The organism is Treponema bryantii NK4A124 (genome assembly GCF_000421345.1).
GTDB lineage: Bacteria > Spirochaetota > Spirochaetia > Treponematales > Treponemataceae > Treponema_D > Treponema_D bryantii_B.
The window spans coordinates 204,931-231,860 of the sequence record NZ_ATWV01000002.1; the positions used below are offsets into that span (position 1 = coordinate 204,931).

Below are 26,930 nucleotides of genomic sequence, written 5' to 3' on the forward strand. Positions count from 1 at the left end.
GAGATAACAATATGTCATTGAAGAAAACATTCTCAAGTGATGGTAAAAAGTGTACAGTTGTATTTACAGTAAACCCGGAAGCTGCTGCAGGTGCAACAAAGGTTTATCTTGCAGGTGATTTTAACAGCTGGGACCCAACCTCAATTCCTATGAAAAAAGATCCGAATGGTTCTTTCTCAGTAAAGAAGCAGCTCGAGACAAATAAAGAATTCCAGTTCCGCTACTGCCTCGATGGAAACACCTGGATTAACGACTGGAAAGCAGACAAGTATGTTCGCTCAGAGTTCGCAAGTGATGATAACTCTGTAGTAGACACTACAGTTCCAAAGGCTCCAAAAGTAAACAAAAAGCCTACATCAAAAGCTGTAAACAAAACTGCAGACAAGAAGCCGGCCGCAAAAAAGCCTGCTGCTAAAAAAACTGCAAAAAAATAATAAAAATAGGTTTAGACCTGTTGACAAAGTGAGCGTTAATCAATATATTAATACTCACTTATTTATTCCCCGATTGTGTAATGGTAGCACTTCAGATTCTGGTTCTGACTGTGGGGGTTCGAATCCTCCTTGGGGAACTAAGCTGAATCAGGAATGGTTCAGCTTTTTTTTGGCTCCCTCGAATATCGGTTTAGTTCATCGCCCTCTCAAGGCGGAGAGACGGGTTCGACTCCCGTGGGAGCTATAACAAGGATAATCCTAAAACAGACTCGCTGAAAAGCGAGTTTTTTTTTGTCTTTTTTCAAGTTTCCTCCAAAAAAACTGCGTAAAATGATTAAGTTCGGACAATATTATATGTAGAAAAAACTATTGCCGCGGGGCGGTATTGTGCCATGACGAGGAGGGCCTAATGTCTTTTGAAAACAGAGAAATCAAATCAAGTGTATTTGCCGATATTTTCGGAGATGATGAACTGGACGGAAAGAAAAATTTTCTTTCACTTTACAATGCGATTCATGGAACAAATCTGAAGCTTGAAGATACTGTCATTGAACACAAAAAGATTCCACAGTCCATCTGTAAGCCTTACGATAACGACATCAGTATGCTAATAAATGACCGCCTGATAATTCTGGTGGAACATCAAAGTACGCCCAATGAAAATATGCCGCTGCGTTGCCTGGAATACTATGTTCATCTGCTTTATGGAATTATTCCTGCCCGGGCTAGATATAATGAAAACATCGTTAAAATCCCAACTCCCGAGTTTTATGTTTTCTACAACGGGAAAAGAAAAACGGAAAAGGAATATACAATGAAACTTTCAGATGCATTTTGGGAACCTCAGCAAGAACCCTTGTGCGAACTTAAGGTTCGGTTTATGAGCATAATTGGTGACGAGGGAAAAAACTTGCCGGTTGTGCAGAAGTGTGATATGCTAAGGCAGTACTGCGAGTTCATGGATATTGTATTCCGTTATCAGGCTGTGCTGAAAGAAGCACCGACTAAAGACGAGCAGAATACCTGCTACGAAAAAGCAATCCGCGAAGCAATCTCCAGAGGCATACTCGTAGATTATCTTACCAGGAAAGGTACGGCGGTAATCAATATGCTTACAGATGAATATGATTATGAATTAGACATGCAGGCAAAGATTGAAGATGCGACTATAAGAAAAGCGGTGGAAGCTGCCCGTAGCTTCTATGCTAATGGAGTCTCAATTGAAATTATCGCAAAATCCCTGAATATGACTGAAGACCAAGTTCGGGAATTAGTGAAAGAATCTGTTTCTGTGAAAGCATAAGACCTGCCGCTTGAGCAGGTGCTTGAATTACAGAAGCAGATTACTGTTCAGGCTTAGGTGGCTAGACAGTGTTTTAGTCGGCATTGCGGACTACGCGGAAGCCGAGGTATTTAAACCTGTCTTGAGAATAGTCATATGTTGGTCTATGGACTACCTTGTTATTTCCAGCGTCATAGCTATAAGAACCACCTCGTATAATTCGAGAATTGTACATGCCTGCTACTTCTGGTCCATTTGCACCTGTAGTAGCAGGGAGAGGATTATGATTTGTGTATAAATTATAATCCCAACACCATTCATATACGTTTCCACTCATATCATATAAACCTAACGCATTAGGCTTTTTTGTACATACAGGATGTGTTTGTATCTGGCCATCTACTGCAGAATTTCCTGAATACCAGGCTACTTCATCTATATTATCACTGCCACTATATGTGTATCCTTCGGATGAAAGATCTCCACCTCTTGCAAGAAATTCCCACTCTGCATCGGTAGGTAACCTCCAGCCATTAGCGCTTTCATCAAAACGAATTCCGCCATCAGTATCTCCTGAACCCGTATAATCTAATTGTGAAACTTCTTCAATTGTATAATCGCTTTTATTGCGCTTTGCAATACTAGAAAAATATTTTCCGTTTGATTCATTTATAAGTGTTGTACCACATAGTGCTTTCCATGTAGAAATTTCGCGGCCGTTTGCAACTTCATTGCCAGTTGCATCAGCAAGATAATATACAGGAGTAAGGTTCTCTGCTTTACTTCTTAAATTACAATACATAACGGCCTCATACCAGTTTACACAGTAAACTGGATAATCCGGCCCTTTGCCATATTTTTCACTTGGAGCGTTTTTCTCATCATCTGCACAGTATATACAGTACTGCTCGTATTCTCCCTGTGTTACTTCATGAATACATGCAATCAGGTTTTTCATATTTTCAACACTTACTCTGTTATGAACAAAGACTTGAGAATTTGGAAGAGTTGTAGAAGAGTCATAATGACCTGCACCTGAAGTTATTTCTGGATCAGTAACAATAATGTTAAACTCGGCTCCGTGTGGCTGGCCAAGGTAAGTTGCGGTTACCAGGAGTTTGTAGTTGCCAGCTGGCACTGCAGGGAAGGTGAAGCTGTTAGAAGAGAATGCGGCAACCTGAGTACCGCCGTTCATTACCTTTACAGACCAGCTTACATCAGAAGCAATTGAAGAGTAAGCTATTGGTGTTGTTGCAGGATCACTGCCTGCCGGTTCTTTTCTTGTAATTGTTGGAGTAATTGTTATAGTCTTAGTCTGAGTTGGTTCAACCCATCCACAACTTGCCGCAAATGTAAATTCATAATCTGTAGCCAGATACTGGCCGCCGCTTGAACCGGATTTAGCAATGTTTACGGCACCGCCGGCACCCGCAACAATGCTGAAGCCACGGTCGCTTGAAAAGTACTGTGATGGTGAACCTGAGTTTACATAGCCGGTTGCAAAGTCATAGGTGTGACCAATTTGTGTTGGTTCATTTGAAGTATCTGTAGTTACACCAATCTTGGCACCACTACTAAGTGGACCGTCTACGATTATTTTATTACCTGCAGGAAGAATAACATTTGCTTTTTCTGGATTTCCTGCTGTTGTTTTTGTGTTATTTTGAACTTTTGGATTACCCTTTACTTTGAGTGTAGCTCCATTTTCAAGTTCTATACCACCTGCTCTATTCGAAGATATTTCTCCACCATAAAGTTTAAGAACACTTGAATTGTCATATGTCACATAAATACCAGCTGAATGATTTTCTTTTATTACACCACCTGAAATAATACAGTCAGCCGTGCTGGCAGTTTTTATAAAAATGCTGGTGAGATAACTAGATGCATTATTTTTGAATGTTCCACCAGAAATTGTATATGTTCCATTACCTTCAAAATAAACTGCCATTGAAGTATTAGAATCAAACAAGCCGCCCTGAATATCGCAGCGGGTACAATCGTCAACTCGTAGACCTACAGTATTATTTGATACAGTACAGTTCTTTATTGTCAGAGAACCTGTAGTTTGATGTATTGCCTGAGTACAGCCGGTTATTGTTGTTCCATCAATAGTAAGAGTATTCGATGCACTATGTGTAATTCCTGCTCCACTGGTTTCACTATTGATTATCTTAACATTTCCAATAGTAATCTTAAGTGCAGGATCTAATCCGCTGTCGAGGTTGATAGTCTTTAATATTGCCTGAGTAGCACTTGATCTAGGATTCTGGGTAATTACAAGCTCGCCTGTATTTACTTCGTTATCATCAAGTGTGATTTCGCCATTACTTGTTGATGCCACACCAGTAGAATCATAAGTAGTTCCTGTAAAGTCGCCGGCTACGTAGAGTGTGAACTTGGCGTCTTTTCTTTCGCGGCTTTCAATGTCGGCGAGGGCTTCTGCGATTGTTCTGAATGGAGCTCTTTCTGAACCGTCGCGGTTAGAGCCATCGTAAGAATCGCAGGCGGTTACAAAGAGAACGTTGTTGAGGAAGCGGAACTTAACTGTTGTAGTAGAAGAGTTCTCATAGTTAGTAAGAGAAGCATAGGCTTCTACACGGTAGGTGTTCTGAGGAAGTTCTATTGTCTTTGCATCTGTTGTAGTGCCGCTGGTGTAAATGAGGCCGCTTCCTGTTGCTTCATAAACTTTATAATAAACTGTTGTACCGCTTACAGGGTTGCCGAGGTGGTCTTCTGTTGGAGGTATAATTGTAACGGTACCTTTTTTAGTATCTTCATCAAATGGAATACCTGTAAGGCCTTCTTCTGAAACAATACCGCCGTTCTGGTCCATAATAACAGGTTTCACCAGCTTAGAAATACTTGTAGAAGCCTTTACTTCACTTGTAAGGCCTGCGGAATCGCGCAGGATGATTGAATATTCTTTGTCGCCATTTGTAAAGGCGTCGTCGGTTTCAAAGTAAACAGAGTTATTTGCCTTGTGTTCAAAGGCCTTTCCTTTGAGTGTGATGTAGCTGCTGCTGTAAGAGCGTTTAAAGTGTGCATCTGTAAAGGTGTAGCGGGCTACCTGCAGGTTAGGATGTTCCGGGTCTGATGTTGAGTCTGTTTCTGTAGTAACCTGAACCGGATAGCTTACTCCGTTAATTTCTACAGAGGCAAGGTCTTTATGGCGGATAGCCACTTCTTCTTCGTTAGGCATGTCAAAGGCAACTACGAAGGTCTGGTTACCCTTGTTTAAGATTGTAGGATTTAAAATTGCAGGCGGCTTTGAGTTACAGCTCAGACTTACTGAATAGCGGTCAAAGTCACGGCCACTCATAGGCTCGTAAAGATTGATGAGAGGAGTTATGTCTTTTCCTTCGTCTGCCGGAATAAGGAAGTCCTGCGGCAGAGTAAGGTTTATGATTGCAAATTCAGTCTGTTCAATGCCGACTGCAGAACGGCTTATCTGACCGTCCAGGTTTTCAAAGTTTACAGAAGGAACAAGATTAAACTGTTTCGGGTTACGCATGTAGAAGGTGATTTCTACATCCTGATCAGAAGGAATACAGAGCTGGTTTGCAGCGTCGGTGTAAGTTTCTATGCTGAAAGTGTGCTGTTCAATTGCGGCTGTTTCTGTGTATTTTTCCATGAAGTCTGCAACGTCGTTTTCAAAAAGTGCACAGGAAGAAAAAATTAGAGAAAGTCCCAGAAGAAGGGTATGAAGTTTTTTCATTCTAAACTCCTAGAACTGCCAGCCAACAGCAGCAACAGGTTTTACATAGGCCCATGGAAGATTTTCCATAAGAGGCATTACAAAATCAGCACCAATTTCTGCATAAAGTCTGTTTGTAAAATAAACTTGTCCGCTGACACCAGCCATAGCACAGAAGTCCAGACTGTTAAGAGGCTCAGAATTAATGTCGTGAGGGAAGTGGAAAACTGTGTTCTGGAACATAGCAATACCGGCTCCACCGTGAAGTTCAAGAGTTGCAATATGACGAAGCTTTGTTGCATCTTTTTTACTCTTAATACGGATTGGAAGCTGATATATAAAGAGCGCGTTTCCGCAAATGTAGTTACCGTCAAGGTCGTAACCAAGGGTTTTAGTCATAAGTCTTGAGAAGGTAGCATCTACACCAAGACCAAGGTAACCAAAACGGCGCTTAAATGGCATAAGAGAAATTTTTGCATTAACAGAAAGCGGAAGCACGCTTGTGTTAAGGTATTCTTTCATTTTGTCGCCAAATACAATGACAGGGCAGGTGTAACCGCCGGCAACATCAAAGTCTACTGCCTTACGGAATTTTACGGTAAAGGTGTTGTCCTTAGAGTTCTCTGATCTAAGGCCGCTGGCGTCAACTGCAGTAAAGTAATAGGTACCAGTATCAAGTTCATCCATATTAAACTGAACCTTAAGCCTGCGGTTGTTATCGCTGAATTCGGTAATATTAGGAACTATAGGTTCAGAGTTTTTTCTACGACTATTTACTACTTCGTAATTTGTAAATGATGTATCTGTAGGGCCTTCCTGCAGTTCAAAAAGATTTCGTCCGGTAACTGTAAAAATACCATCGTTAATTTCATCAAGATAAATTGTAGAAGAGTGGGTTACAGAAGCTTCCACGCTACGGATTTGTGGAATATATGCTCTGTAAATATTAAATTCAAACCAGTCTGACTCAATTTCCGGAATGCCGATAAGGTCGTAAGTAATTACCTTGTAGCGGTAGAGGCCTGGGGTAAGAAGAGGCTGGATCTGAACACGGGTTGTGTTGTCTTCTGTAAAGAGGCGGTTTATTTCTGTCCAGTCTGCAGTATCATTTTTCTTTTCTTCAATTACAACTTCGTACTTTTGAACGTATTCTGGAAAATCTTCTATCCATTCAAGATACTGCCAGGATGCATCCGGATTTTCGTCGTTTTTAATTTCCTCTTCAGAAACTTCGCCGTTTTCAGTTTTTGCTGTAGCGGCCGCATCTGCAGACGGAGCTGCGGCATTGAATCCGTTTTTTGATTTCTTTTTTGACTTAGCCGAAGCTGCTCCTAAAATCATAAGGGCTATACACAAAGAGCAGAGGAGCTTTTTTCTAATTACCATATGGGTTACGAGCTCCTTTTGCCTTGGTTTTTCTTGGGGTAGGAACATCGGTAGAGAAGGTTGATTCAGCCGAAGGTCCTTCCTGAAGAAGTTTATCTACAATACCGTCTTTGTTGGTATCAATACGTCTTATAGCATGTACGCTCCACTTAAAGGTTCCCTTTGCGAAGGTTGATTTATTTGTCTCATAGAGCTTCATAAAATCAATTTCGTAACTAGGTTTGTCTACCATTTGAGTGAGTACTACTTTATTTTTCTTGTCTTTAATTTCTACTATGTAATCAGTTGCTTCACGTACTTTGTTCCAGCTGAGGGTAATTGTTCTTGGATTTTCCGGATTACGCAGGTAGTCTGCACCGAGCAGCTCTGGAGTAGCAGTAAGACCAATTGTTCCTTCAAGAGGTTCAACCGGCAATACTGTAAAGCGTCCTCTGTACTTGTTGTCTGTGTTAGAAATATCAACGCCGTCTAAGGTTTCTGCGTAAACAACAATTTCGTAACGACCAGGACGAAGACCTTCAGCAGTGTCGAGTTTTACTGTTTTTGGTGCAACTCTCTTACCGTTTGCCATATCTTCATCTGATGGAACCTTAAGAATAACAGAGTTTTTTTCATCTGCTTTTATAAGAACAAACTGAGCTTTTGCAACATCATCAACACTTGTCCATTTAGCAGAAGCAGGATTCAAAACAGCTTCAACACCATTGAACTCAGTTCCCTTTGCAGGGCTTGTAATTTCTACCGGTCTAAGCTTAAGAAGATAGAATGAATTTTCTGCAAGACGTCCTGTTCGGCGGGAAGAAACTCCCGGAATTTCATTTGCAAAGGCCTGAATGCGCCATTTGTAATTTGATTTGTCTACAAAGTCTGCAGGATTAAACATATCTACGTTATCTTCCGGCTCATAAACAACATTTTCATAAATCAATTTGTCGTCAGACTGGCGGAAAATTGACAGCTTGTAGTAATCTGCTCCATCTACGTCTGACCACTTAAACTTAAACGGAATAGTTTCGCGGGCAATAGCACGACCACCTGGTGCCGAAAGCTGTGCCTCTGCAAGGTTACCAATTACGTTGAGGGTCTTTGCAGGAGTAATGAGCTCTGTTTCGTCTGTTGTGCTGGAAGATTTTAAGCGCCAGTAATAAGTTCCAAGAGGCAGGTTTACACCGCGCAGACTTGTAGAGTTTACAGGAGCCTTATAAACAACGTTCCTGAAGCCCTGGTCCTGAGCAATTTCCAGTTCGCTTGTAAAGTTTGCCGGAATATTACGCTTCCAGGTGAACTTTGTATCCGGTAAAAGGTTGAGGGCACATTTGTAGCCTTCTGCAGGTTCAACAGTGTGCTGTTCTGGTACACCCTTCATAGTATAGAAGGTGCGGATTTCTGATACAGGAGAATTGTTGCCTTCTGTATCGCGCATTGTAATTCCCCAGTACCATTTGCCGTCTCTAAGCTTTGTTACATTAGGATTATAGGTATAGAAGTTATCTGTAGTTTCAAAAGAAACTGCCGGATTACGAAGGTTTTCGTTATCTGCAATGCGAACTGTGTAGCTCTGTGCTTCATTTTCAATCTTCCATGAGAAGCTGGTTGGTTTAGCCTTTGTTTCTGTATTTACAATTCCATTTACAGAAGGCACTAAAAGCTCCGGAGCAGTAAGTTCTCCCTTGCGCTCTACCTTAAAACTGCGTACTTCCGAAGGAGCGGCAAAACCTTTTTTATTCATTGTATAGTAAGGAGTTACACGCCAGTAGTAAGTGCCCTGGTCAAGGGTAGAAATAATAGAAGAGGTTGTAGAAGTTCTCTGTTCTATAACCGGATTATTCATATTAGGATTTCTTGAAATTTCAAGCTTGTAGGTAGAAGCGTATGGGCTTTCTGTCCAGATAATACGCACTGCAGGATTTCTTGTGCGGTAGCCGTAGCTGTAGTTTTCTGCCGGAGCAACAGGGGTTGGTGGCAGAGACTGAATTACCTGAACTTTTCCTGTTTTTATCTGGCCGTCGTTTACAGCCTGCTCCAGGGAAACTCCGTCTTCTGAGCCGTCCAGCTTCCAGTACCAGATGCCGGCTTCCAGTTTAATATCAGTTTCGGTTAAGCCGTCTGAATTAAGGCTGTATAAAATATCATTAAAATCTTTATCTTTTGAAATTTGCAGCATGGTTGCAGCTGCAGTCTGGCTCCAGCTAAAGTGTACGTCTGTAGCGCCAGGAGTATGGTAAAGAACTTTCTGGTTGCGGGCAGGGGCGTAAACGGTGAGGGCAGGCTTTGCAGGAATTGTCTGTGCTGTGCCTGTGCTCATATTTAGCTCTTCACCCTGATTGATTGCAAGAGTAGATCCGTCTGCATTCTGCAGGGAAGCAGAACCCTTTAATACCTGTACAGAAAGTCCTGAACCGCTGGCTGCACTTCCTCCACTTCCGCCTTTTGCAACAGAACCTGCGCTCAAACTGGTTCCAGACTTTACATCAACCTGAACTCCGCCCGAAGAAAGGGTCATTCCGTTTTCTGCGTCTGAAGAGTCTACGGTTGCATATCCGTCTTCCAGTTCTACGGCAGCACCCTTATCTTCTGTAAGGAATACCTGAGCCATGGTGTTTTCCATAAGGTCCATAACGTTACCGTCGTTAAACCAGATGGTTGCTTCTGAAAGGGCAGCAGTGTGAATTGTGTCTCCATTGTAAACAGGAGATTCCTGACGTAAGCGGTCCCAGACAACGCGGTCTAAGAATTTTCGCTGGGCAGTTTTATATTTGAATGTAATGGTTGCAATAGGCTGCTCGTTCTGCTTTGTAAGGGCACGGAAGAAGCTTGTATAGAACAACCAGGAGTTTGCTGAAGCACCAATGAGACAGATAAAAATAGTGATGAGGAAAGGAAGAAGCAGACTATTGCTTAACCTGGATCTTGTTTTCTTCTTCATTCAAGTTTACCTTTTCAAATTCTGGGATTGGAATACCAAGGAGGTTACGAACTTCGTTGAGAGTTTTCGGTCCCTTAGGGCCAAGGGCTCTTGCGCAGTCCGGGTCTGCCTTGAAATCCGGTTCATTAGGCTTAAAGAAAGCTTCAATATCAAACTGAGGCATATTTACAACACCGTAGAAGTGCTGTGTTCCTTTACCTTTTACTTCAAATTCTACTGGAATCATCTCTACAATCAGTTCGTTAGGCTTGTCGGCCTCTGCAATTGTAAAATGATTCTCTTCGCACTTGATAAAGCGCTTTTTGAGCAGGCTGTAAGTGTCTTCGGTAATAAGAATATCAGTTCCACAAGGCTTGTTAGAGCTTTCTGTACGAGATGCAAAGTTTACAGCATCTCCAATAGCCGTATATTCCATTTTACCGTCTTTACCCATGTCGGCACCCATAAGGCCACAGGTTGCGCGACCGGTATTCAATCCGCTACCAATGCGGATGTGAGGCTTATATTTAGCTTTCGGTTCTTTTTCGTGTGCTTTTGTAAAGGCTTCTGCTTCCTTATTGTATTTCATAAGGGCATAACGCATGGCAATTGTACCGCGAATGGCGTTTGTAGCATCTTCCATAACGTGTTCGTCGTGGATTTTCTGCAGTTCCTTCTTTTTCGGGTCTGAATCGGGTAGGGATTCAAAGTCAAGACTGTCGTTTCTCATAATTCCCCAAACGGCCATGATAGCGTCACCTTCGAATTTATCGATGTTTCCGTGGCTGAGCACGATACAGTTTACCATTCGGCTCATATAGTCGTTCAAGAAGCCGATGATTTCGCTTGGCGAATCGTTTCCAAAGCGGTTTTTAAAGCCGTCTGAAATAGCTGTAAAGCCTCGGATATCGCTGAAGAAGATTGTTACGTCCTTGAGGTGAGGATTAAAGTCGATTTCCTGGCGGGCAATAGCCTTTGCAACGTTTCTGTTAGTGAATTTTGCGAAGGTGTTCAGGGAGTAAAGTTCATCTTTTGTACTCTGGTTCAAAACACCAATTTCATCCTTTCGTTTAGTGTGAAGGCGTTCAAAAATATCAGATTCAAAGTTACCAAGCTTGATTTCTTCGGCTGCAGCAGTAAGTTTTCGCAGATGTCGCGAAATTGCAAAGCGGGAGAAAACAAGAATGAATATAATAGAAAGGAAGAATACAACACCCATAAGGTAAATGTTGTTTCTGCGGGTTGTAAGAACTCCTTCCAGTACCGAATTGAGCGGTACGGTTGTCATTACAACAATATCACCAAAGGAAAGCTTTTCGTAAGCACCGTAATAGTCAACTTTTTTTTCTTTTCCATCAACAATTTCTGTGTCTACGAATGGAATCTGGCGGCTGTCGTCGTTATTCTGGTTATTCTGGCGCATTGCGGTAACCAGAGGGTAGTTTTTAAGGCTTTCTCCACGTAAAACACGGTCTGTTTCCGGGTGAGAAAGCAGTTCATCTGAATCGTTTATGATAAATGTAGTGTTTGTCTGGTCTGTACCAAGAATATCAGAAATACTTTCGATAGAGAATGTAATTATACAGGTCTGGTCGAGACCATTTTCCTTGTAAGGAAAGAGCATAGACATAACCGGAATGCCAAAAAAAGGAGACGCATTCAGGGCAATTGTTTCACCATTGCAGGAACGGGTAATTGCGCTCTGAGAAGCCTGAATAAAAGTCTCCATTACAGAAGTGTCGAGTTCGTTTGAGAGGAAAAAGCGTGTGTTTAAGATTTTATTGTCTGTACTTTCCGGGCGGGAAAGACTGTTTTCAGAAAGAATATAAATAGAAGCTATATCCTGATTTCTTTCAAAGAAGAAGGCTTCTGCCTGGCGGGCGAGGGCAGCCTGACGACCTCCGCTTACTACGTTCAAAAGGTCCAGTAACTGGAATACATTTGAACGAATTGTGCTGATTTTATCTTCCATGGTAGAAGCAGCACGAGTATTTGTAGAAAGATTGTTGTTTTCGGCAGTGATTTTTACATCTTCACCGACAAAGTGGCTGTTAAGGTAGGTTACTGTTCCAAGAGATACAAGAACAATAAATCCGATGATAAGTGCAAGTTTTACACCTATAGGGAACTTTACTACATAGGCTCCTTTTTTTTCAGGAGTCGATTTTGTTTTGTTACTCACGATATTTCTCTCTCTAGCATAAAAATCGGTAAAATCTCTTACTGATAAAATGCAGAAACTTTTTCACATAATTATAACATTCAATTATAGAAAAAACAAGTTTGGGTATAAAATAACGTATTTTTATATCTGATTTTTTACTTTAATTGATAAATCCGGCTTATAGACAAATTTAAGAATAATGTATATAATAAGAAGTTAGTTGTATTTTAGGCTTTGTGCCGATAATATAACACAGAGTGAGTTTAATTTTATGAAAAAAGTTTTGTCTCTTATCCTGGGTATGCTCCTTGCTGCCGAGGTCTTTACTTATGATTTCACGTTAAAACTTTCGCCTTCAGTAATGTTACCTTTTCTTTCTGCCGGAGAGAAGAAGTACGCAAATGTTGGTTATGGTGGCTTTATAGATGCCGGTATTACCTTTTTTGATCTTTTGAATGTTGGACCAGAATTTGGTTTTATGATTCTTCCAAAATATAACGCAAAAGAGCTTGAAGGTGGTAGTGAGCCTAATGTTTATGTAGTTCCATTTGGTGCACAGGCCGGAATTTTTTATTATCCATTTTCAAGAATAGAACTTGCAGCAGGCCTTGCCGGTGGAGTAGCGGGCAGCTTTACAAACGACCGTTCTCATTACGCTCCCTGGTACCGCGCCTATGCAGATGTAAACTTCCGAATTAATACAAGATTTTCTGCCGGAGTTGACTTTTCATGGTTCAATGTGCAGAACAATACCTGGTTTGGAAATCCGGGTGCGGCAGGCATTACTGCAGGGCTTGTCTTAAATATCAAATTCAGTACAGAAAAAGCTTCGGGAATGGTAGATGCTTCTGTAGAGTGTGATGAAAATGTATTCCCATTAATTTATACGATTTATAAAAACAATCCGATTGGAACTATTACAATTTCGAATAATGAATCAGCTGAAATTCGTAACGTGAATGTAAGATTCCGCTCAGAAGGCTATACAGCATCGGAATTTGAGTGCGGCGAAATCAAAATGCTTAAAAAGCACAGAAGCGAACAGGTTCCTTTTTATGCAGACTTCAGCGACAAGATTCTCCGCTTCTCGGAAGCAGGAAAAGTTTCCGGCGAAATTGTTATTGAATATGAACTTTTGGGCGATAAACGTGTTTCTGTAGTACCGGTTACAATTTCGGTTTACAACAGAAACTCAATGCGCTGGGTAGATTCGTCAATTCTTTCCAGCTATGTTTCTACAAACTCTCAGGAAGTTCTTGAGCTTTCTAAATATTTTGTAGGAGTTGCCCGCAACCACTTCCGAACTGGTTTGAACAAGAACATGCAGTTCTCTATGTATGTTTACGAAGGAATCCGCAGCCTTGGTATTGTCTGCGAAGAAAAATCAGATACTCCTTATAACGAAACCCATCTTGATTTTACTCTACTCGATTATATTCAGTATCCATATCAGACTCTTTCTTACCGCTCTGGCGAAAAAGATGATATTGGAGTTCTCTTTATGTCTATGCTGGAGTCTGTAGGTATTGGCGCGGCTTATCTTCCTTTGCAGGATGATTTTATAGTAGCAATTGAACTTGGTGATAATGAAAGGGCTCTTTTGAATCTCTTTAATAATACAGACAATCTTCTTGTTGTTTACGATAAAATCTGGCTGCCTCTTTCTATGTCTGTAATTCATAAAGATTTTTCTGAAAGCTGGAAAAAAGGTGTAGAGAAGGTAAACGAAGCACTTGAAAATGAAGATGATGTAGAATTCATTATGCTTGCAGATGCATGGCAGACATATCCTCCTTCAGGCTTTTCTTCTGATGATGTTAAAAATAAAATCCCTTCAGAAAAAGATCTTGTACGTGCCGGTGAAGATGCAATTGCCAAATATATCACTCAGGAATTTGGACCACAGATTGCAGCCGTTCAGGCTCAGATTAAGGAAGAAGGAGCTTCGATCACTCTTTATAACAGACTTGGTTTGCTTTATGTACGTGCCGGTCTTTACGACAATGCCGTTTCTGTTTATGAAATTTCTGCAAAGATGGGTTCTGTCCCAGCTATGAATAACCTTGGAAACATTCTTTCCCTTCAGAAAAAATATACTAAGGCTAAAGAATGGTATGAAAAAGTTCTTGCAGTTGATCCTAACAATGAAACTGCCCGCAAGAATCTCTTGAGAATCGAAACGGAACTGGAACAATAAAAAATGTCAGGAAAAATGGCCAGAAGGCTTAGAAAAAAGAATCCTTTCTCAAAAAAGACACTTGCCTTGTGTGCAGGACTCTGCATTTCTTCTGCACCAATTGCAGCCGGCGGTGAATTTTTAGTAAGCGTTTTTCCTCAGTTTACAAAACCTTTTGGCGAAGCTCACAGCATAGAGTACGGAATGGGGGCGGGCTTAAAGGCAACTTACCGTCCAATAAAGTTTCTTAATCTTTTTGCTCAGGGTGAATATCTTTCTGCGTCGCTGCCGGGAATTGCTCCAATCACAATTCTGGATGCATCCCTGGGTACTGGTTATCATATTGATGTTACAGACCGTATTTCTTTTGATTTAAATGTGAATGTCGGCGCATACAATGCAAGAACAGAAAAATCTGTAGCAGGTATTTCTGCCGGCGGTTCTCTTGTTTTTTCTTATAAACTTACTCCTTCCATTTATTTAGATGTAAATGCTTCTGGCAAACATTTTGCGGCAAAGCCTTCTCCTTTGATGATGGTTAATGCAGGCATTGGTCCTGGAGTTACCTTTAACATTACAGAAATATTTAATAACAAGACAAACCTTGGAGTTGAGGTTAACGAGCTTGCACCGGTTTTCCCGGTTTTGTATTTCTGGTATGAAAACAATCCTTTTGGTTCGGTAAATATTACAAATAACGAAGACACTGCAATCAGTGATGTTACAGTAAGCTTCTTTCAGCCGCAGTACATGGCACATGCAAAAGAGTGTGCAACTTTTAAGAGCATTAAGCGTGATGAAACTGTTAGTGTAGACTTACTTGCTTTCTTTAATGAGCAGATGCTTGAGCTTACAGAAAAAACTGATACTTCGAGTTACATCATTGTAAATTATTCCCGCCTTGGTAAAAAACTTTCGCAGAGCTACGCGCTGGACGTTCCTGTTTACGGCCGTAACAACATGTCCTGGGATGACGACCGCCGTGCTGCCGTATTCGTATCTTCTAAAGACCCTGCCGCAATGCAGTTTGGTAAATACGTTGCAAGCTTTGTGCGCGATAACCTTCTTACAGATATGCCGGTAAACATTCAGTACGCAATAGGAATCTTCCAGACATTAAACGAGTTTGGTTTGAACTATGTAGTAGACCCTTCTTCTGCTTTTGAAGATAACGTTGGTACTTCTTCCATAGACTTTTTGCAGTTCCCTTACCAGACCCTTATGTATCGTGGCGGCGACTGTGACGACCTTTCCATTCTTGTATGTTCGCTTTTTGAAGCAGTTGGAATTGAAACCGCTTTTATTACTGTGCCGGGGCATATCTTTATGGCCTTTGATTCGGGCCTTACTCCGGATCAGGCAAAAATGATTTACCGCAATTCTTCTGAATATGTAGTTATAGAAGATCAGGTCTGGATTCCTCTCGAAATTACTCTTTCTGATGAAGGTTTTTACAGAGCCTGCCGTTACGGAGCCCGCGAGTGGAACTCGGCAGATGCCCAGGGTACAGCTGCCCTTTACAGAATGCGTGACTCATGGAAAATCTATCAGCCAATAAGTGTTCCTGGTGCCAGTGCATATTTTAATCTGCCGGAACGCGATGCAATTATTGTTGCATTTAATAAGGGAGCAGAAGAGTGGAAGCACGGTGAACTTAGAAACGATCCTCTTCGTCCGGATATTCAGTTTGTTGCCCTGGAGGAAGAAGAGGAAGATGAGTTTCTTGTAATAAAAGGAAATCCGCTTTCAAGAAAATCTTTAAACGACATAGTTTCTATTGGTAATGCAGTTGCGGCTCTTGCGCCATCTCAGCCTCACGAAGAAGAGGATAAAAAAGATGAAGAGTTTGCAGCCGGTGGTGCAGATGGCGATGGCTTTGGCGGCGATGACGACGAAGAAGAGCTTCTCGAAAATATCATTCCGCTCGACTATGCAATTGCAACTGCAACTTTGCAGACAGACGTTCAGATAAAGCAGAACGAAAACGCAGTGGTTGACTGGTCGCAGGACAAGGAAGACAGCCAGGTGGTTGAGTGGTCGCAGAGCGACCGTATCGAAACCACCGAAGAAAACTTTACCGACGACCTTTCCTTCCTCGAAGATTACTACGAGCGTGTAACTCAGCCAAAGACTCCTGCCGCAGCCCCTGCAGATGATAACAAGTTTGAAACAACAGACGAGTTCTTAGAAGAACTGGAAGCAGCAGCCAGCCAGAAAGACAACACGGTGGTTGAGGGTGAAGCTGCGGTGGTTGAGTTACCGGGCAGCGACAATGACAATGCGGTGGTTGAGTGGTCGCGCAGCGACCGTATCGAAACCACCACAGACGACCGTCATCCTGGCGAGAGTCGTCATCCTGAACTTGGTTCAGGATCCCGCACCAAAACTATCATCATAATTTCATCAGTAACAATCGCCGCAGCCCTTGCTGCCGGCATAATCATAAAAGGTAAAAAGAGAAGAGAAGAGGAATCAAAATGAAAAAAGGATTTTTAATTATTTTATCAGCAGTTTTACTCATTACAAGCTTTTTGTTTACAGCCTGCGATTCATGGATGCAGGACGACGACTTTTATTCTGACATCGAAAACGACGTAAAGGTGGCGAATGCGCAGCAGATTAGCGTATATGTTCGCTATGCCTTAACCCGCCAGGGAAAAACCGACCCGGACGGTACTGCCGTTTTTAAGGTAGAAATACCACATGAAATTTCTGCAACCACAGAACCAGAATTTGGTTTTGTACGCTGGGCTGCCTTCTCTACAGAATTCCTCGCAACCGGTGATAATCAGAGCCAGAACAAAGACATATATTATATAGATGATGAAGATTACAACGAACGTATTGCTCCAAACGAAATTACAGCACCTGCTGTAGTTTTCGAAGATGCCAGTCAGCCTGATACAAAAGTAACAATCAATGTAGCCCGCAACGACATCTTCCTTGTACCTATCGTAGCACAGCGCCCGGCTGTTTCTTTGACAATTCCTGCAAAAGGTCAGAGCAACGTTGTACGAAACATGTCTGTTCGTATCAACTTCTCAAAGCCTATGGATCCGGACTCATTTAAAAATGAAGCCGGAGAATTTGATAAAATTACCATTGAACAGGGAACCCAGGCTTTTGGTGCCGATGGTGATATTGAAATTATAAGTGATGATATTACAAACCGTTTTGAAACTCCTGTCTTCAGTAAGAATAAAAAAATGATTACGCTTAAGTTCAAACCTTCTGAAATCAACGAGGGTTATACAGCGAACTCAATTGTAAGCGTAACAATTTCGAAAGATGTAAAAGATGCCTATGGCTTTACAATGTCAGAAGACGATAAAGTAAGCTTCTCAATCGGAAGCTTTATGGATACTCTTGCGCCTCGTATTACCCAGCTTAACGGATGGACAACTCTCAATACAGCATCTTCATCTTTCAAGACTTTTGAAGGTATGTATAAGGATGCTGCAACACATGACCTTGCCGGTACTTCTATGAAAGACTGGCAGCTCAGTGGTTCAGATATTGGTGCCGACGATGCTCCAACAGCAAATCTTGATTCTGCATTCTATGATCCTTTTGCTCCTCTACAGTCTTCTAGCGAAACTGGTTACCGTGTAACAGATTCTCTTTACATCCGTGTTTATGCAGAAGATATTGCTGCTTCTGGTTCTGGAAACGATGTTGCCGATAAACTTGCTGAAGCAGATGTTGCTATGATTGGTGCACGGGCAACTCTTATGTATGCTGCAGATGGAAGTGCACCATCTTCTCCTGTTGTAAGTGATGTTTCTTCATTCAACTATCTGCCTCAGAACAAGACTTCAGATATTGAAGGATCATATCAGACTATTATTAATTCAATTAACAATGTAGTTACACCAGCTGGAGAAAACCCTGTTTATTCAGCAAATACCGGCTTCCTCTTTAAGTACGACCTCAAATCAATGCCAGACGGTTTGATTCGTATTGACGTATTCGGCGTAGATATGGTACAGAATAGTGGTCTTACAGAAGGCGGTATTTACTCAGCAGAGTACGGAAACGGTTATGCATCTCTCTTTGTTGTTAAGGATACAACTCCTCCGGATGCTCTTGCAAATTCAACTTATGTCATTCCGGATGTAAGCCAGGCAACAGCTGCTCGTTACTTTAACAACACTGCAGGAAACAGTCATAACAGAAGCAAGATTAAGATTAACGGTGATACTTCTTCTATTGTGGATTCTGGTCACGAACGTTTACGCTCTAAGCATAACAACATTAAGTGGGTTGCAAAACTTACTTCAGATACAAGCTGGAAGAATACAGTTTCTGCTTCTGCATGGACATCTGTTACAAATGCTCTTGGTGGAGATACAAATCCTAATTACTTTGCAGCACCTGCAGTTCAGGGACAGATTCCATTTACTTACGCCCTCATGGATGACCTTGGAAATATTTCAAATGTTGTTGCTATTTCTCCTGCAAATCCTGTTTACTATGATAGTGTTATTCCTTCTGTAGGAAGTCTTGAATGGACACCAGAAAGCGGTTCAACAGCCGGAATTGCAAAAGAAAATATTCTTACAAAGCAGACCCTTGTTATTCCAATTACAGAAGCAACTTCTGGTATTAAGGAACTTGAGTTTACAATTACAAGAGATGGCAACAGTGTATCTTCTGATCCTCTGTCTGCAATCACACTTAGCGGCACTTCAATTTCTTATACTAAATCTGGCAAGACTCTTACATTTAATTCTCCGGTAACAGGAAGTCCAAACATTACTGTAAAGGGCTTGACTCTTACAGATACAGATATTGGTGAAAGTGAAAATTATACTGTAGCTGTTAAGGTAAAAGATGCGGCAGATAACATTTCTATAATTAAGAATACACTTATTTCTATAGATTCAGTTGAGCCTGAAATCAAAAAGCTTTATATTCCTGGAATTACGGGAACTGCAGAAATTTCTTCTACTGGTACTGTAGGTACAGAAACTAAGTACTGGATAAATAATACAAGCACAAGCTCTTCTATTCCAAGAACTTATATTGATATTACTTTTGAAGAAACAGGTTCTGGAGCTAAGGTATTCGACTTCGCAGATTCAACAGTTAAGCTTACAACTGATTCAGCACTTTATGTAAACTATGGTACAGCTTCTCAGAGACAGATTTCTGCTACTGTAAATACTGGTAACAAGACTCTTACAGTCAACAGTCATGCAGATGCAGGTGCTTATCTTGCAAAGAAGGATAATTCCGGCAATGCTCTTCCTGTTACAGTAAGAATTACAAATATCGAACTTGCTTCTTCTTCAACAGAGTCTAAGGCTGCTGTTATTATCCGCGATACAGCAACTAATGTTTCTGGATTATTTAAGACAATAGTTAGTGATAACAATTTACAATTAACTCCGAATGCTGATGGATATTCATGCTTCAGATATGATTATGTTACACCAAGTGCTTCTTCACCAAGTCTTACAGACCGTAACTCTACAGAAGTAGAATCAACAGAAACTTCAGCAACTGGTAAAACATCTGCTGAATCCGGCTATACAAACGAAGCTTATATAAATGCAAGTGTTACTTTATATCCAAAATCTTCCGGAATTGCTTCCCTTACAATTTCCGGCGACGCCGTTTTTGATGCAGATACAAAACTCTATATTGGTGAAAACCAGATATTCTATAGCAGGTCTGCAGACGGAAAAACTGCAACTTTCCAGAAATCTGCAACAGATAGCGGCAGCGCAGTTATTACTGCTTCTTCTTCTGTAAGTCTTTCAATTAAAGATCTTAAGCTTACAGCCGGAGAGGGAACAAACCGAGTAAGCTTCTATCCAAAGGGCTTTGGCGGCCTTTACAACTCAAGTATTTCTTCCAGCTCAATAGTTCTGGATACTATACCTCCTGAATGGAGCGGTGCTGGTATTTACGGATATGCTGATTCTGGTTATGAGAATCAGACATATCCTCATTCAACTTCTGCAGCAGCTGGACTTACAAATGTAGACCCTTCTAAAACAAATGATATTTATTTCTACTGCGCTTGTACTACTTATCGTTTCAATATAAAAGGTACATTTTCAGATACAAATAAAAAATCAAGCAATGCAATAGAGTATAAAAAAGGTTCAACTACTTTTACAGTAAGTGATAATTCAGGTTTTTATGATAAAGGTTTTGGAGAATACACCGCAGTTGCCAGAGACAAGGCTGGTAATAAGTCTACAGTAAAAACTTTCCATATTATTCAGGATACAACTTTTGCTTCTGAAGCAGAATGTAAAGCAATTGACAATTACATGACAATCGAAATGCCAGATTCTACTGCCCGTGTATTTGCAAACACCGGAACAAAACTTCATCAGTATTCAGACTTTAATTATCTTGAGTCAACAAACACAGATAACTGTCCTATGATTACCCGTGACTACATCATAAAACAGGCTGCAAATCCATACAAAATTAAAATTAAGCTTGCTAGCGGTACATCTTCTTCAGACAAGCAGGTAGACGGTAAAACTGCCGTCCCAACAGATGGCAATACAGCGTATAACAGACTTAAGGCTACAACAAGTTCTGCCCCTCTGGAATATTATTCTGTTTCACACTGGTATGCACAATTTAGTTCTACATCTGGCGATCTTCAAAATAACAGATTTGAACCATTTAGCCCGGATAATATTCCTGGAACCAAAAAACTGTCTTGGCATAAATATCAGACTTCTTCTTCAGATTATACCGATACCGACATAAAGAGCCGCGTAGATTCCTATGGAAATATTGAAATTGAAATTCCAAGAACTGCAAGCTGCGCACCATTGTCTATTTTCCTTAAAGATGCTTGTGGAAACATTACCTGGCGACTTATAAGACCAGTTAGCTTTAATACAGATGAAGGTTCCTATACAAACAACTATTCTGTAGCCTGGATTGTAGATAAAGAGGTTGGTGTGGATGACTATAAAGGTTTAACCACTTTCACCATATCAAACGCAAAATCATATTCTGATACAGCATTTTATAAAGGAACAGTTACGTTAAATAATGGTTCCAGAGGTGTTGATGATTATGCCTGGAGCGAAACCTGTCGTTACCCTACAACTAATGTTACGGGTGGTGATGCAGGTAACTCAAGTGAATACTCTCTTAAGAGCCGAATTATTGCAAGCTCAAACACACCAAGTCAGAATGATTTTGAGACAGCAGTTACAGGTACAAATGCTTCTGACTGGTACTACAGAAAACAGTCTAACAGTGAAACAGGCAATACAAGTTTTTATCTGGAAAATACTTTCCCTAGACCAACAACACGCACAAAACTCTTCTATATCGTACAGGACACAGTAGGAAACTATAAGATTTACAGAATTGACAATACATCAAATACTACATGTAAATTAGTAGAAGTTTATCCTAATTCAACCTCAAGCTCTTCTGTACAATACTGGCTTTATGATGCAACAGGTCCTACAGTAAGTAATATTAATTATTATAAAATTAATCAGGTATATGCTGGCAGCGAAACTTACAATTATTATAGTAATAACTCTTATGTAACATACAATATTCAAGATTCGGGTTCTGGTGTCTGGAATGCCGGTAAGGATGAAACAACTTATCCTGGCTGGAATTATATAAGTCAAAGACAATCTATTTCAAATTACCAGGTTAATCTGAGTAATTATGCAAGTCTTCGTTCTGATAATACATTAATAATTAATCGTAATAGTATTTATGACTATGCTGTAAACAACCCCGCTTCGGATCTTACACTGAGCAATAACTCAAATGATAAATGGCGAAAACTGACTTATGCTCCAACTCTTGCTGCAAATGCTGCAGTTGCAGTTAATACTACACCTTTCGCTAGTGAAAATGATAATCTTACAGGAAATACAACTACTCAGACAGATTCTGATACCAACGGACAGGAGCTTTTATTAACTGCTAAATGGGGCGTTACAAATATTAAAGTCCAATTAAAAGCTTCTCAGTCTGGTACCGCTACAGGTGACACAGGAATTCTTGGCTGGGTTGTAAGAAGCTCTCCATTTACTTCATTTGCAGACTTCTATTCAACAAGTGATGTTTCATCTGATGTAACCTGGGATTCAACAAATAATTACTGGAAGTATGAATATTCCAAGGGTGTATCTGACTGGGGAACTCCTTGGCATGAATTGCATTCAGGTGCAAAGTATTTCTACCCTGTAAATAAGGCAGGTCTTATCTGCCAGACTCCGGTTAAGGTTAAGTTTAAGACTAATAAAAAACCAACTATTACAAATGGTAGCAGTGCTTCTGGTTATGATTATACAGATAACGGTGCAATCGGTAAGATTAATGCAGATTATCTTAAAGCTGATGCTCCAGAACCTGCACATATTATTAAGGTAAGCGGTACCGGGGCTTCTGCAATCAACTACACAAGAAGCGGGGCTAAGGTTACCTTTACAACTACAGAAGGTCCTACAAAATACAGATTCGTTTACTCTGGTTCAGACGGAGTTCTGGGAACCAATAATGGAACAAATGATGATACCTATGGAAGCTGGGCTACTCTTTCTGGATCTGGCCCTTCATATACAATCAGCTTAGGTTCAGATGCCGTAGGAACTGCATTGGGAATTCAGCTTGCCCGTGGTAACGAAGAGGACTCAGATGTTTATCCATTGTATGGTCCAGGCTTTACTGGTCATGCAGGAAGTAACAACTGGGTTTATGATAGTGTTACACCAGGAATTGCTTTTGCGAATACAAATCCAATAAAGTCTGGTTCGGCTTCTGGTAGTGCTGCAGCTACCTTTACCGGAGATGAAACCGGAACTAAGTACATCCAGGCAGCTGATGCATTTATTAAGTTTACTTTGACTAACACCAGCGCTACTGACCACTACCAGTGGAAGACAAATACCGGTTCAAGCTGGTCTAACTGGACAGATATCCCTTCTTCATATATGGATAGCAGTAATGGACAGCTTACATTCCCGGCTCCGGAAAACAAAACAGAATATATGTTCCGTGTTGTTGATGCTGCCGGTAACATTTCAACTGCAACCGATCCCGAAAAACTTCAGCGTGACCAGTGGGCACCTGAGGCTGATGGTGGACTTTCATATCAGCTTAAAAATGGTACAAACGCCGTAACCACAGCAGGTATGAATATTCCTTATAATAACGCTGGTACAGTTGATGAAGATACCCGTGTTATTTCATACAGTAAGGCTGCAAGTCTTCAGAATGGAAGTGCTAATCCATATTATATAGAAAGTATTTATATCAATCTTTCTAACGTTACAGATAAACGCGACAGCTCTGGTAATGTTTCTTCAGATGGTATTGAACGTTCGGGAATAAATACTTTCAGGGTTTATGAAGGTTCAACTTTAATTGCATCGCCAGATAAGGATTCAACTTATTACGAAATTACCGGACTTAATAATCATGATGATGATACAGTTTATGTATATACAATAAAGGTTATTGATAATCTTGGTCAGGAAAAGACACTTATAACCTTCAGAACAAATGCCGATGGTACTGCTCCTGACCTGGCTCTTAAAACAGGAACTGAACTTGTTCAGAAAGCTTCAGACGCAAATGGGGCTGATGCAACTGACTGGGTAGCAAAGACAACTTCTACCTACTATCTGAATTCAGCTTACACAATCATCAACTTAAAGAAGACTGCAACTGATGTATTTAAGTATCAGGTATCAACAAATGGCGGTTCTTCATGGACAGATATTACACCTCAAGTAGACACATCAACATCGTCTCATACTGTAAAATACATTTTTGCAACACCAGAGACTGCAACTTCTTACCGGTTCAGGGCAATAGACGGTGTAGGAAACGATTCTGCTCCAACTACAGCTATCACAATTCAGAAGGATACAACAGCACCATCTAATACTGTAACCTGGGCATTTAAGAAGGACAGTGGTGCAGAAGCAATTGGCAGTGATTTCTATAACATTACAGTTGACGGTACGGCAATCAAATCTATTACTTATAATGGTAATAAGATGAATAAGTTTGAGTTTGATGTTTCTACAATTGCAAGTGCTTCAGATACATCCGGTATTAGAAGATACTGGCTTAAGATTGGTGATTATGATGCAATTGATTCGCTTACAGCATCAAGTCCGACATTCTCAACTTCAACCAATACATGGGCTCCGGGAATTGCCACAAGTGGTTCTGCTGAAGTAAGCTACAAAATCTGGGCAGAAGACTGGGCTGGTAACACTACTGCCGTAAAAGAGTTTAAGCTCACTAACGATGTTGAAGCGCCTGAAATTTCTTTCGCAGCTTCTGATATAGTTCAGACAAAGGCAGGAGATGAAACTGCAGTTAATGCAACTTTGATTGGCGAAGGCAGCAGTGCGGTTTATTACCTCAATAAAGCAAAGGCTGTAATTAATCTTGGTTCAACTTCAACAGATAATAAAAAATACCTGGTAAGTGTTGGTGGTGCAACTTATTCTGAAATAACAGCTGAGTCTGGTCTTTCTACTTCACCTTTGTCTTATACCTTTGCCGCTCCGACATCACAGACAACTTACAGCTTTAAGGTAATAGATAATGTAGGTAACGAATCTTCTGCTACAGGAACTGTAAAGCTTGTTCAGGATATTACTGCTCCAGCATTCAAAGAGGGTGTAAGTGCACTTTCATATGCAGTTTTGAAAGAGGATGGAAATGCTGCAACTCCTGTTTCAGATTCAAATCCGGTTGCAGATTATATTCTTTCAACCGAAGGAACAACTACAACAGTTACTTATAATCCGGCTGTAGTAAAAACAATTGCATTTAATGCTCTTGCTGATGAATTAACTGAATACGAAACTTCTGGTGCTGATTCAGGTTATGCAAAACTTTATTATAAGATTGGTTCAGGTGATGCTCAGGATATGGGTGGAACTGGCTTTAATGAAATCTCTCTCGGAAACGACTTGAATAATAAAACATACAGCATTTATGCAGAAGATAAAGCTGGAAATCAGTCTGCAGCATTAATGACATTTAAGTTTGTTGCTGATTCTACGGGACCGGTAGTTACAAGTACTGAAGCAACAGTTAATAATCGTAAGGTACAACAAATTAATGGTTATACAAGCTCTGTTGGCGATATTCCTTATGCTAAATGGATACCAAAAGTTGGATTTCAGAGAGCAAGCTGTTTCCCTAGTGGTACACAAATTATGTTTGCGAAGACTGCTATTCCGGGGGCTGTTCAGTATCAGTTGGTACAGACTGTAACTACTGGCGAATCTAAAGATACAGATGGTTATACAGCAGTTGTAGGTGCTAATGGTGCTACATGGGAAAATCTGACTGGTGATGATACAAATTTTGTATTTGACCTTCCGGATATTCACACTCCATATACCCGACTGTCATTCTTCTTCAAAGATTCTGTTGGAAATGTAACAGGTCCTTATTATCTTGGAAATAATACTTCTGGTCAGGTAGGTATTCAGTGGTGGATTACAAGTAATACGTTAACTGCTGATAATATAACAATTGCTTCGGTAACATATAATAATGGAGCTGGTTTAGGATGGAATTCTTCTGCACCACAACAGGATTACACGGTCACTGTTCAACTGCCTGTAGGAACTATTATAAAATCGGTATATCTTGCTCCAAAACCAAATGGTAATAGTACAGGATTAGTTCCTTCATCAACTGGTGCTCTTTTCACTTTAAGTGGATATACAACAGAACAAACAGATAAAATCAAGGAAGCCTACGATGGTGAAGGTTTCATAGTTCTTCCATCTTCTGAAGGCAGCCAGACTGGAGAACTTGTCTGGAAAATTTATCCTCATACTAATGTTACAGATTCTTCCAGTGCATTGATTAAGTTTAATGGTGCTAATGCAGACGCAGCAGGTGTTTCAAAACAGATTTTTGGAACACCTGCCGGTGGAACAAATCCTAATATTGCTTCAAGAGGTACTTCAACCTTTGTTAAAGCGGGAACTTCATTGTTTAGCGGCGAAGATGTTACAGCCGATGCTCCAAAGTCTAGACTTGTTCAGTTTATCAATACTGTAACAGACAGCTTCTCAACTGACTCAGACTTTACTGCTGACAGCAGCGTAATAGAAAAGCCGGCAAAGAAGGCTAAGAAAGCTGCTAAGAAGGCAAAGAAACAGGCTAAGAAGACGAGTGCGAAAGTGGTTTCGACAGGCTCAACCACCACAGCTGCCGAGAAGCCGGTTATGGCTGTAGAGGCTACGGAGATCCTTGAGCAGACTCTTACATCTAACGTACCGGAAGTGGCAGTGGCTGGCGAGTCTGTGGTAAGTGAGATTACCGGAGTTACAGAAAAGGTAAATGCTGCGGAGCAGGTGGTTTCGATACGCCCTACGGGCTACTCAACCACCGCAGAGGCTAGCTCAACCACTGCAGAAGCAGAGGCAACTACTGCGGATGCAGGCGACGCTGCCGACGCTGCTGAAAAGAAGACTCCTTCTAAGTCTGCAAGCATTGTAATAATGCTTGCAATCCTCAGCAGCTTCAGCGCAGTCTGGTACCTTCAGAGGAACCGTAAGAAGTAGTTTTCTAAAAAATAACAGACTTGCTTTTTGAGAAATTCTGTTATATATTAAAAGAAAGGCACCACGCGACAAGCGTCTTGCCCCACTAGTGTGTTTACCTAATTATTAGGTTCGCTCCACTCTGTGGCTAGACAGGGTGGAGCTATTTTTTACTTATCTTCTTCTTTCGCTTTCGTCTGCGATGAAGGGTGCTAAGTACGTCATAGATAAACTTGATGATACGTAGTACCAGATCAAGAATCTCATATAAACTCAATAGCATCGCCTCCCAAATTAGAAATCCAGTTTTTCAACTGGTCATAATTGGGGGCAATCCGCCCATGCCACGG

The 26,930-nt window shown here is 40.9% G+C and carries 9 protein-coding genes and 2 tRNA genes; 7 read left to right on the forward strand and 4 right to left on the reverse strand.

All coding sequences use genetic code 11. From position 1 onward, the window contains the following. Positions 1-11 precede the first annotated feature (11 nt). The 4 genes from G626_RS15140 (at position 12) to G626_RS0102520 (ending at position 1,737) form a co-directional block, all read left to right on the forward strand. A complete protein-coding gene (locus G626_RS15140; protein WP_022931217.1) occupies positions 12-434 on the forward strand; it encodes an isoamylase early set domain-containing protein in 423 nt (140 codons plus the stop codon). 66 nt (positions 435-500) lie between these two features. Next, positions 501-571: transfer RNA gene (locus tag G626_RS0102510), tRNA-Gln, on the forward strand. Between the two features lie 34 nt (positions 572-605). Continuing rightward, positions 606-678, forward strand: a tRNA-Glu gene (locus tag G626_RS0102515). A gap of 165 nt (positions 679-843) precedes the next feature. Further along, positions 844-1,737 carry an RpnC/YadD family protein gene (locus G626_RS0102520; protein WP_022931218.1) on the forward strand — a complete coding sequence of 298 codons (894 nt, stop codon included), beginning with the start codon at positions 844-846 and terminating at the stop codon, positions 1,735-1,737. 73 nt (positions 1,738-1,810) lie between these two features. Here G626_RS0102520 and G626_RS17180 read toward each other — a convergent pair whose 3' ends face one another. The 4 genes from G626_RS17180 to G626_RS0102540 are packed head-to-tail and all read right to left on the reverse strand — an operon-like array spanning position 1,811 to position 11,886. Next, positions 1,811-5,434 (reverse strand): SUMF1/EgtB/PvdO family nonheme iron enzyme, encoded by a 3,624-nt coding sequence (locus G626_RS17180; protein WP_022931219.1) that lies wholly within the window; start codon positions 5,432-5,434, stop codon positions 1,811-1,813. 9 nt (positions 5,435-5,443) lie between these two features. Further along, positions 5,444-6,799: a fibronectin type III domain-containing protein gene (locus G626_RS0102530; protein ID WP_022931220.1), complete on the reverse strand. Its 1,356-nt coding sequence runs from the start codon at positions 6,797-6,799 to the stop codon at positions 5,444-5,446. Further along, on the reverse strand, positions 6,789-9,725 hold the full coding sequence (locus G626_RS0102535; protein ID WP_022931221.1) for a FecR domain-containing protein: 2,937 nt from the start codon (positions 9,723-9,725) through the stop codon (positions 6,789-6,791). Before G626_RS0102535 ends, G626_RS0102530 begins: the two co-directional genes overlap by 11 nt. After that, positions 9,691-11,886, reverse strand: a complete 2,196-nt coding sequence (locus G626_RS0102540; protein ID WP_022931222.1) for an adenylate/guanylate cyclase domain-containing protein — start codon at positions 11,884-11,886, stop codon at positions 9,691-9,693. The genes G626_RS0102535 and G626_RS0102540 overlap by 35 nt, the downstream gene beginning before the upstream one ends. A 253-nt stretch (positions 11,887-12,139) precedes the next feature. Between G626_RS0102540 and G626_RS0102545 the strand changes: the two genes are divergently transcribed. Genes G626_RS0102545 through G626_RS0102555 form a run of 3 tightly spaced genes read left to right on the forward strand, consistent with a single transcriptional unit; the run spans position 12,140 to position 26,601 of the window. Further along, on the forward strand, positions 12,140-14,065 hold the full coding sequence (locus G626_RS0102545; protein ID WP_022931223.1) for a tetratricopeptide repeat protein: 1,926 nt from the start codon (positions 12,140-12,142) through the stop codon (positions 14,063-14,065). A 3-nt stretch (positions 14,066-14,068) separates the two neighbouring features. Further along, positions 14,069-16,525, forward strand: a complete 2,457-nt coding sequence (locus tag G626_RS17185) for a hypothetical protein (RefSeq protein WP_022931224.1) — start codon at positions 14,069-14,071, stop codon at positions 16,523-16,525. Next, positions 16,522-26,601, forward strand: a complete 10,080-nt coding sequence (locus G626_RS0102555) for an Ig-like domain-containing domain (protein WP_022931225.1) — start codon at positions 16,522-16,524, stop codon at positions 26,599-26,601. Before G626_RS17185 ends, G626_RS0102555 begins: the two co-directional genes overlap by 4 nt. Positions 26,602-26,930 lie beyond the last annotated feature (329 nt).

Coding starts and splice junctions, on each gene's coding strand:
- G626_RS0102555 (WP_022931225.1), top strand. CDS start 16,522: ATGAAAAAAGGATTTTTAATTATTTTATCAGCAGTTTTACTCATTACA.
- G626_RS0102545 (WP_022931223.1), top strand. CDS start 12,140: ATGAAAAAAGTTTTGTCTCTTATCCTGGGTATGCTCCTTGCTGCCGAG.
- G626_RS0102530 (WP_022931220.1), bottom strand. CDS start 6,799: ATGGTAATTAGAAAAAAGCTCCTCTGCTCTTTGTGTATAGCCCTTATG.
- G626_RS17180 (WP_022931219.1), bottom strand. CDS start 5,434: ATGAAAAAACTTCATACCCTTCTTCTGGGACTTTCTCTAATTTTTTCT.
- G626_RS17185 (WP_022931224.1), top strand. CDS start 14,069: ATGTCAGGAAAAATGGCCAGAAGGCTTAGAAAAAAGAATCCTTTCTCA.
- G626_RS15140 (WP_022931217.1), top strand. CDS start 12: ATGTCATTGAAGAAAACATTCTCAAGTGATGGTAAAAAGTGTACAGTT.
- G626_RS0102535 (WP_022931221.1), bottom strand. CDS start 9,725: ATGAAGAAGAAAACAAGATCCAGGTTAAGCAATAGTCTGCTTCTTCCT.
- G626_RS0102520 (WP_022931218.1), top strand. CDS start 844: ATGTCTTTTGAAAACAGAGAAATCAAATCAAGTGTATTTGCCGATATT.